The following is an 8,695-nucleotide window of genomic DNA, read 5'->3' on the forward strand; positions in this document are numbered from 1 at the left end:
ATGTGATCACGCCGCGTTGACAGGCGTGAAGCGGTCGCGTAGCGGCAATCCCACTACGCCAAGCCGCTCTAGCGGGTGACGGCCAGGTCCCGCCCCGCAATCCGGCCGCGTTCTCACGCGCACCGAACCGCGACGAGTAGCACAAAGACCCCAGCCCGATCGCGGCTGGACGGTCTGCGACCACCTCAGAGACAGCGCCAGGCCGTCGGCCTGCCGGACGTGGCGTGCCCGATCCGCTACACCGGCACCTGGCGGCCGGCCCCCGAACTGTCTAACCCCACGAAGGAGTCATTGTGTCGATGCAACGACGGACGTTTCTGAAGGCGGGTGCCGCGGGTGCGGTGGCCGTGGGAGGCGCGGCCCTGCTTGGTGGCTGGCAGGCGCACGCCGCACCGGTTGGTGCCCTGGACACCGCGCCGACCACGCCGTTCAGGGTAGGCGTGCGCCGGTACAACTGGACGCGGGGTAGCCGTCCGTGTACCACGTATGTCTACTATCCGGCGACCGGCGCCCCGGGCGGGAACCCGGTCACCGACGCCCCCGTCGCTGCGGGCGTGTTTCCGGTCTACAACTTCACCCACGGCTATGGCAGCAGTCCGCAGAACTCGCTTTTCATCATCCGGGCGTTGGCCGCGGCCGGGTTCATCGTGCCGGCCCCGCACTTCCAGCACAACTTCAGTGATGTCAACAACGGCAACACCTCCAAGGATGTCTCGGAGATCCTGACCCGGACCCTGGCCCTCAACGGCAGTGGGCCGCTGGCGGGGCACATCAACACCAGCATCGGTGTGGGCGTGTCGGGACACTCGCTGGGCGGCATGACCACGCACGGTCTGCTGACCTCCTGGCCGGACAGCCGGATTATCTCGGCCAACCCACAGTCCTGTGTGGATATGGGAAACCCGGCCAGCTCGGTCAAAGCCAAGGTGTTGTTCGTTCACGGCGATCGGGACTCGACCACGCAGTACTCCTCGGCCCGGCAGGCGTACACGGAGATGCCCGCGCCGAAAGCGTTCCTGACCTTCGTCGGCGGCAGCCACACCAGCTTTTGGAGTGACAGCCGCTTCCCGGCCACGGTCGTGGACTGGGCGCGCTGGAGCATGTACGGCGACACCGCCGCCCGCGACCGCCTCCCCTCCGACGCAGCCGGCCCCAACACCAGATGGGAAGCCAACCTCGGCACGCCGCCGGGGCAGCGGTACGAGGCGGAAAACCCGCCGGCGGTGTGCCAGGGCACGATCGACTCCAACCACACCGGCTTCTCCGGCAGCGGATTCTGCAACGGCAGCGCGGCGGCGGGAGCTTACTCCGAACTCACGGTGAACGCGGTGGCGGCCGGCACGGCAACGCTCGGAGTCCGGTTCGCCAACGGCACCAGCAGCGCGCGCCCGGCGAGCCTGGTCGTCAACGGATCCACGGTGGCGACGGTTTCCTTCGAGAGCACGGGCACGTGGAGCACATGGTCCACCAAGACCTTGACTGCCTCGCTGAACGCTGGCAGCAACACCGTCCGGCTGGTTTCCACGACGGCGGCCGGACTACCGAATGTCGACTTCATCGACGTCCGGTAGCCCGCCTCCCACGCGAACAACCGCGAGGTCTGCCGGCAACAGCCGTCGCGCTCACCAGCAAGCATTCATGAGATGGGTCACCGTCATGCCATTCACCCGTACCAAGGATTTTGCGCCAGCTCGCCCGCGTTCCCGCTGCCGCGTTCTGGTTGGCATTCTAAGCGCACTGGCCGTGTTGCCGGTCGTCGTCGTAGCCAGCGCATCACCGGCCAGCGCGGACACCAGCCAGTTCCGGGGCGTGAACTGGGCCGTGCCCGGCGACAACTTCAAGAAGGTCCCCCTCGTCCTCGACGGGCTGAACCAATCGGACAGCTACGCGACCGTACGGGCCAAGGCGGACGCCGTCTACAGCGGGTTCGCGAGCCAACTCGGCGTCAACACCGTCCGGCTGCCGGTCAACACCCACACCGTCAGCTCGTCGTGGTGGAACGCCTACCGGGGCACCATCGACGCCGCGACCGCCAGAGGGTTCAAGGTCATCCTCGCCTACTGGGAGGACGGAGCGGCGGCTGGCGGCCGGATCACCAACACGGCGGCGTTCAACTCGATGTGGAACACCGTGACTACCCAGTACGGCCCCAACAGCCTGGTCTACTTCGAGCCGATGAACGAACCCCACGGCTACAGCGCCTCCGAGTGGACGAACCTCGCCGCGTCGTGGATCAACGCTCGCCCGTCGATCCCGAGGGGCCGGATCCTCGTCGGCGGCACCGGCTACAGCCAGGACATCAGGCCGGTCTGTGCCGACAGCCGGCTCAACGGGACGCTGCTGTCCTACCACCACTACGCGTTCTTCTACGGCACGAAGGACTACGCCGGCTGGGTCCAAAGCTTCCGGGAACGGCTGGGCAACTGCGCCTCGCGTGCGATCCTGACCGAGTTCGGTGCGCCGATGGATACCGGCCTGAACTACAACAACGCGAGCAGCACCGACAACTTCGTCCGGTACCTCCGCGCGGACACCGACTCCCTGCGCGACCTGCGCATGGGCTCGGTCTACTGGCCCGCGCTGGGCGGCAAGATCACCGCCGGACAAAACTACGACTGGTACTCCATGTTCGCGCTCAACGGCAGCGGCACCAACCTGAGCGTGAGCATCCGCAACTCCACCGGCGCCGACCGACTCAGGCACGGCTGGGGCTCCGACCGGCCGACGACGCCTCGGTACGAGGCGGAGACCTTACCGGCAGTGTGTACGGGCTCCATCGACTCGAACTGGTCGGGTTACTCGGGTACCGGGTTCTGTAACGGTGATAACACGACGGGGGCGTTCGCTCAGTTCACGATCGACGCGGCGAGCGCGGGTACGGCAACGTTAGGGATCCGATTCGCCAATGGCACGACCGGAGCGCGGCCGGCGGACCTGGTGGTGAACGGGTCGATGGCACAAGCCGTGTCGTTCGAGAGCACGGGGGGTTGGACCGGCTGGACCACGAAGACGGTGGTGGTGCCGGTGCGGGCGGGGAGCAACACGATCCGGCTGAATCCGACCACAGCCAACGGCCTGCCGAACCTCGACTACCTGGAACTGACGTAAAGCGGCGGGTCGCTGGCCGCCAATGGCTCGGCAGCAACACCATCCGGTTGGGTCCCACCACGTCATCCGGGCTACCCAATGTCGACTACTTCCACGTCGGGACCGCCTGACGTCCTGTCGCAGTCACGGTGCCTGACCACCGCCTGCGAAACCCGACCCGACCCCTGGAAAGGAGAGCGCGTCCGCGGCCCCCGTTGATTCCGGCCGATGGTGCTGCGGACGCGCTGGCGACATTGACAGCCGGATCACGGGATCCGCCCTGCCGGCCGTATCGCAGAAACCGCGGCCACGCCGTCGGCGTACGTCAACAGCGGCACGGTCGCCAACGTGGCCAACTGCGGCACGCCGACGTAGCCGACGAACGCCAGCGGAACTGGCTGAACAACTGCCAGCAGTGGCAGCTACAACCCGTCTGAGGGAGGAGTTATCGATGCGTAGACGTACTTTCCTCGCGGTACCCGCGCTGGGCGCGGCGGCAAGCCTGCTGGACGTATCCGCAGCGTCGGCGTCACCGGCGGTGATGTACAGCAACCCGCTGATCGCGCGGCGGGCCGACCCGCACATCTTCCGGCACACCGACGGCTATTACTACTTCACCGCGACGGCACCGGAGTACGACCGGATCATCCTGCGCCGGGCGACGACGCTGCAGGGGCTGGCCAGCGCGAGCGAGTCGGTCATCTGGCGCAAGCACGCCAGCGGTGACATGGGTGCGCACATCTGGGCGCCGGAGATCCACTTCATCAACGGCAAGTGGTACATCTACTTCGCCGCGGGCCGCAGCAACGACATCTGGCGGATCCGGATGTGGGTGCTGGAGAACAGCAGCGCCGACCCGTTCACCGGTACGTGGGTCGAGAAGGGGCGCATCGTCACCCACCTGGACACGTTCTCGCTGGACGCGACCACCTTCTCGCACAACGGCATCCGCTACCTGTCCTGGGCCCAGCAGGACCCGGCGATCAGCGGCAACAGCAACCTGTACCTGGCGCCGATGAGCAACCCGTGGACGATCTCCGGCACTCCGGTACGGCTCAGCGTGCCGACCCTGTCGTGGGAGACGATCGGGTACAAGGTCAACGAAGGCCCATCGGCGCTCATCCGCAACGGCAAGGTGTTCCTGACCTACTCGGCCAGCGCCACGGACAGCAACTACTGCCTGGGGATGCTGACCGCGTCGGCGTCCAGCAACCTGATGAACCCGGCGTCATGGAGCAAGAAGCAGCAGCCGGTGTTCAGGACCAACACCGCGACCAGCCAGTACGGCCCGGGCCATAACTCGTTCACGGTCTCCGAGGACGGGCAGAGCGACATACTGGTCTACCACGACCGCAGCTACAGGGACATCAGCGGCGACCCGCTGAACGACCCGAACCGGCGGACCCGAATCCAGAAGCTGTACTGGAACGCCGACGGCACACCGAACTTCGGCACCCCGGTGCCGGACGGGGCGACGCCGTACCGGTTCAGGTCGTACAACTTCCCGGACCGGTTCATCCGGCACGTCTCGTTCCGGGGGCGAATCGACGCGGACATGACGAACCTGGCCGAGTCGCAGTTCCGCATGGTCACCGGACTAGCTGGCAGCGGCACGGTGTCGCTGGAGTCGACCAGCAACCCCGGCTACTACCTGCGGAACCGAAACAACGAGATCTGGCTGGACAAGAACGACGGCACGACAGGGTTCAAGAATGGCGCGAGCTTCACCCGGCGGGCAGGCCAGTCCGACCCGGCCGCGGTGAGCTTCGAGTCGATGAGCGCCCCCGGACGCTACCTCCGCCACTACAACTACGCGCTCTACGCGCAGCCGTTGAGCACCGCCGCCGACCTCGCGGACGCCACCTTCTACCTGGAGTAGCCAGCGCGGTCCCCGCCGGCAGGCTCGTCGCGCAACAGATCGATGAAAAAAGATGTTGCTCATGAAAACGACCTTGTCTTCTCTCGGCCGTGCACGGCGCGGCGTTCGCGCCTGGTGCGGGTGCCCATCTGAAGTAAGAAATCGAGGTCCGTAGTGGGTCTCGTCATCGTCCGACTCTGGAGATCATCATGCTTTCACGTAGACAGCGCGCCGCGCTGCTATCCGCCTGCGCGGCCATGGCGGTGACGGGTGCCGCGGTGCTCACCGCCGCCATGGCTTCCGCGGCAGTGACTCGCTACGAGGCCGAAACGACGCCAGCCACATGCGACGGTGTCATCGAGTCCAACCACACCGGCTACTCCGGCAGCGGCTTCTGCAACGGCAACAGCAGGGCGGGGGCGGCGGCCCAGTTCACCGTGACCGCGTCCGCCGCTGGCACGGCGACGATTGCCGTCCGGTACGCCAACGGCACCACCGCCAACCGACCGGCCGACGTGCTCCTCAACGGCACCGTCGCGCAGTCGGGCGTCGCGTTCAACGGCACCGGCGCGTGGACGACATGGGCCACGACGACTCTGACCGCGTCGCTGAACGCGGGCAGCAACACGATCCGGTTGAGCCCGACCACCGCGAGCGGCCTGGCCAACATCGACTATCTCGACGTCGAGGTCGGCGCATCGCCCTCGCCCTCCGCGACCGCCTCCCCGCCGGGCCGGCCCGCCCAGTGCACCGGCAGTTCGCCGATCACCTGCCACTTCGGGGTATCGCCCGGCAACTACACGGTGACCGCGTGGATCGGTGACCGCGCCTCGGCCGGCAACACGTCAATGTCCGTGGAGGCCCGCCGGCGGATCCTGCCGGCGGTCACGACCGCCGCGGGCACCATCACGCAGTACGTGTTCACCATCAACGTGCGACAGCCGGAAGGCCAGCCCACCGGGCAGGGCGGCACCGGCACCTCCGGCCTGAGCATCACGTTCGCTGGTTCCGCGCCCAAGCTTTCAGGGCTGACCGTCCAGCCGGCCGGCAACCCGCTTGTGGCCTACCTGGCCGGCGACTCCACGGTGTGCGATCAGATGATCGCCCCGTACACCGGGTGGGGGCAGATCCTGCCCACGCGCGTGTCCACCGGCGCGGTGGTCGCCAATTACGGCGACTCGGGCGAAAGTTCGGGCAGCTTCCTGAACAACTCGGCACTGTTCCCCACGATGCTGCCGTTGATCAAAAACAACGACCTGGTGCTGATCCAGTTCGGCCACAACGACAAGTCCACGACCGCCTCAGCCTTCCGCGGTAACCTCACGACGATGATCAACCAGGTGCGCGCCAGGGGCGGCGTACCCGTCCTGGTCACCCCACCGGTGCGGCGGCGGTTCGACGGCAACCAACTCGACGCCACCGCCCGGCACATCAATGGTGTCGGCGTAAACCTGCCCGCCGAGATGCGCAGCCTCGGTTCCTCGCTGGGCGTGCCAGTGATCGACCTGACCGCCAAGAGCGAGGCCCTGGTCGAGTCCATGGGCCCAACCAACTCCGCCCAGCTGTACCTGCGCCAGTCGGTCGACGGCGTCACCGACAACACCCACTTCTCCGAGTACGGCGCCGGCAGGATGGCCGACCTGGTCGTCGAAGGCATCCGCGAACGCAACCTCTCCTTGGTCAGCTACCTGCGCTGACCCCATCCGTGGCGGCCCGGCGCGGCACGACGCGCCGGGCCTGCCGGGGCGACGTCGAATTGGCCAGAGCCGCGCCAGCGCGCCTTTGACGGACCGGTCAAAGCTGCGCGGGGCCAGGAAGGCAATTCCACCACCCAGCACCGCGCCGCTGACCACTACCACGCAGCCTCGGCCGTGACGACCCAGGTCACCTGGCGCCAGGTGGCGCCGCCTCAGGCGGATTACTCACATGTCCAGTCGGCGGCCGGCGGCCATGAGCAGCGTGTTACCGACCGCGATCGCACGTATCCGGCGGCCACGCGATCAGCGGCAACGTGAAGAGCCACACCGGTCGGTTTTTCACCATCGTCCGACTCGCCGTCGTCGTACACCACCGCGAACGCCTCCGCCAGTAGCCGCACGGGCGTGCCGCCGGACGGCGGAAGGGCCGAAGTGGACAGGCCGACGGTGCCGCTGTCCCGCAGGCCCGTCGAATGAACCGGTGAGGACCTGCAGCCGGCGCTGCGTCGCGCGGACCGGGCGAGCGCCCCGGCTCGGCCTGCCCATGGTGCTTGGCGTCTGTCCGTTGACAATTAGATGTCCGGCGGTAACATTCTTTGATAGATATGAATGTGAGCGCTCACAGTGGTGAGGTGCGCCGCGCTTAGCAGGGCTGACCCGCGGACCGAGGCGCCTGATGATCAAGGAGGTATGTGATCACGCAGCGCCCGGCAGGCACGGAGAACCCGTTCGTCTGCGGCAACCTCAGTGCGCCAGACCGCTCTGGCGGACGACGACCACGTCTCGCCGTCCGGGATCCGGGCCGTTTCTGCACATACGCAGAGCCGCGACGAGTAGCGCAAACTCCGTCCGTGGGCTGATGGCCGCTGAGACCGTTGGGAGGCTGGAGCTTCGTATGCGGAACTCTTTGAGGCGACGAGGTGGGGCCTTGCTGGTCGCCGCAGTTACCTTGGCCGCTCTCCTTGTCGGCGCGCCTCATCCGGCTGACCGGGCGAGTAACGTCCGGCCGGGTGGCGTCTTCACCGATGTCTTCGACTTCAAAGGTCTGCGCTTCCATCGTCCAGTTCGGCAACGAGATCACGAACGGGATGATGTGGGGCCAGGAATACGATGCGATCACGCCGTACGTCCACCACCACCATTACTACACGTCGGGTCGTTACAGGCTTGCGCCGGGTGGCGGCGTGAAGTGGCTGAAGTACGAGGAAGAGGCGACACAAACTACATGAGCGGCATGGTCGACCGGATCGGCCTGTCCTACTACCCGGACTGGCACGGGAGCTACGCGGTCGTGCAGCGCGATCTCGTCGAGATCGCGAAGGTTCTGCCAGGTGTGAAGCTCAACATGGCCGAGATGTCTCCGCCGTCGAGTGGCAGGGTCACAAATACGTTGTCAGATCCGAATCATCCGGTGGGCTTCACCGATACGGTGCAGTCGCAGGGGAGCGACACGATGGCCGCCATGAAGACGATCAACGACATACCCGACAACGCGGGCACCGGTGTGGCCGTGGGCTGGCACCAGCGTCTTCGGAATGGGGTCGGGTGCAAACGGCACTTGCGGGCCTCGTTCAAGGTTTGGAACGACGCGTTCGCCAAGAACGTCGTTGAAGAGCCACGTCTTTGCCCCGACGCGGGCGCGTGTGGCTCCCGCGCTCCCCACAACCGTGAGAAGCCTCGACCTGCGCACGGGTGTCCGCTCGACCGTCAAGGTCACCTGGAGTGTCATCAACCCGGAGAGCTACGCCACGTCAGACACCTTCACAGCGAACGGCATCCGCGAACGTCACCAGCCTCGGCAGCGGTAAAGGAACCACGATGACGGCTGTGAAAGCAACAGTCGAGGTCACATAGCCCCATCCTCATCGGGGCTGGACGGTCGGCACCACATCACGCGTAGCGACGACGTCAACCAGGAGCGCAACAGGGGCTGTCTCGCCAACGGTGTTTCCGGCGGTCTTGGTTAGTAGGTTTCAGCGGCTGGGAAGCGGTCGCTGAAGGTGATGGCGAAGGCGTTCAACGCGGGTTTCCAGCGCATCGCCCATCGGGTTCT

6 protein-coding genes are annotated in these 8,695 nt (G+C 66.6%); all 6 read left to right on the top strand.

Annotated features, from left to right (window positions below; genetic code table 11):
- The first annotated feature begins 299 nt into the window (after nt 1-299).
- The 6 genes from E1166_RS13340 to E1166_RS30920 all read left to right on the top strand — a co-directional run bounded on the left by E1166_RS13340 (nt 300) and on the right by E1166_RS30920 (nt 8,464).
- Nucleotides 300-1,571: a CBM35 domain-containing protein gene (locus E1166_RS13340; protein ID WP_207914217.1), complete on the top strand. Its 1,272-nt coding sequence runs from the start codon at nt 300-302 to the stop codon at nt 1,569-1,571.
- Nucleotides 1,546-3,108: a cellulase family glycosylhydrolase gene (locus E1166_RS13345; protein ID WP_243710329.1), complete on the top strand. Its 1,563-nt coding sequence runs from the start codon at nt 1,546-1,548 to the stop codon at nt 3,106-3,108. The genes E1166_RS13340 and E1166_RS13345 overlap by 26 nt, the downstream gene beginning before the upstream one ends.
- A gap of 430 nt (nt 3,109-3,538) precedes the next feature.
- Nucleotides 3,539-4,966, top strand: coding sequence for a family 43 glycosylhydrolase (locus E1166_RS13350; protein ID WP_132338854.1), 1,428 nt, complete (start codon nt 3,539-3,541; stop codon nt 4,964-4,966).
- A gap of 188 nt (nt 4,967-5,154) precedes the next feature.
- Nucleotides 5,155-6,642, top strand: a complete 1,488-nt coding sequence (locus tag E1166_RS13355; RefSeq protein WP_207914219.1) for a GDSL-type esterase/lipase family protein — start codon at nt 5,155-5,157, stop codon at nt 6,640-6,642.
- Between the two features lie 1,010 nt (nt 6,643-7,652).
- Nucleotides 7,653-7,871, top strand: coding sequence for a hypothetical protein (locus E1166_RS30915; protein ID WP_165944326.1), 219 nt, complete (start codon nt 7,653-7,655; stop codon nt 7,869-7,871).
- A complete protein-coding gene (locus tag E1166_RS30920; RefSeq protein WP_165944327.1) occupies nt 7,868-8,464 on the top strand; it encodes a glycosyl hydrolase 53 family protein in 597 nt (198 codons plus the stop codon). Before E1166_RS30915 ends, E1166_RS30920 begins: the two co-directional genes overlap by 4 nt.
- Nucleotides 8,465-8,695 lie beyond the last annotated feature (231 nt).

It is taken from the genome of Micromonospora sp. KC213 (assembly GCF_004348325.1).
Lineage (GTDB): Bacteria > Actinomycetota > Actinomycetes > Mycobacteriales > Micromonosporaceae > Micromonospora.

Coding starts and splice junctions, on each gene's coding strand:
- E1166_RS13340 (WP_207914217.1), top strand. CDS start 300: ATGCAACGACGGACGTTTCTGAAGGCGGGTGCCGCGGGTGCGGTGGCC.
- E1166_RS13345 (WP_243710329.1), top strand. CDS start 1,546: ATGTCGACTTCATCGACGTCCGGTAGCCCGCCTCCCACGCGAACAACC.
- E1166_RS13350 (WP_132338854.1), top strand. CDS start 3,539: ATGCGTAGACGTACTTTCCTCGCGGTACCCGCGCTGGGCGCGGCGGCA.
- E1166_RS13355 (WP_207914219.1), top strand. CDS start 5,155: ATGCTTTCACGTAGACAGCGCGCCGCGCTGCTATCCGCCTGCGCGGCC.
- E1166_RS30920 (WP_165944327.1), top strand. CDS start 7,868: ATGAGCGGCATGGTCGACCGGATCGGCCTGTCCTACTACCCGGACTGG.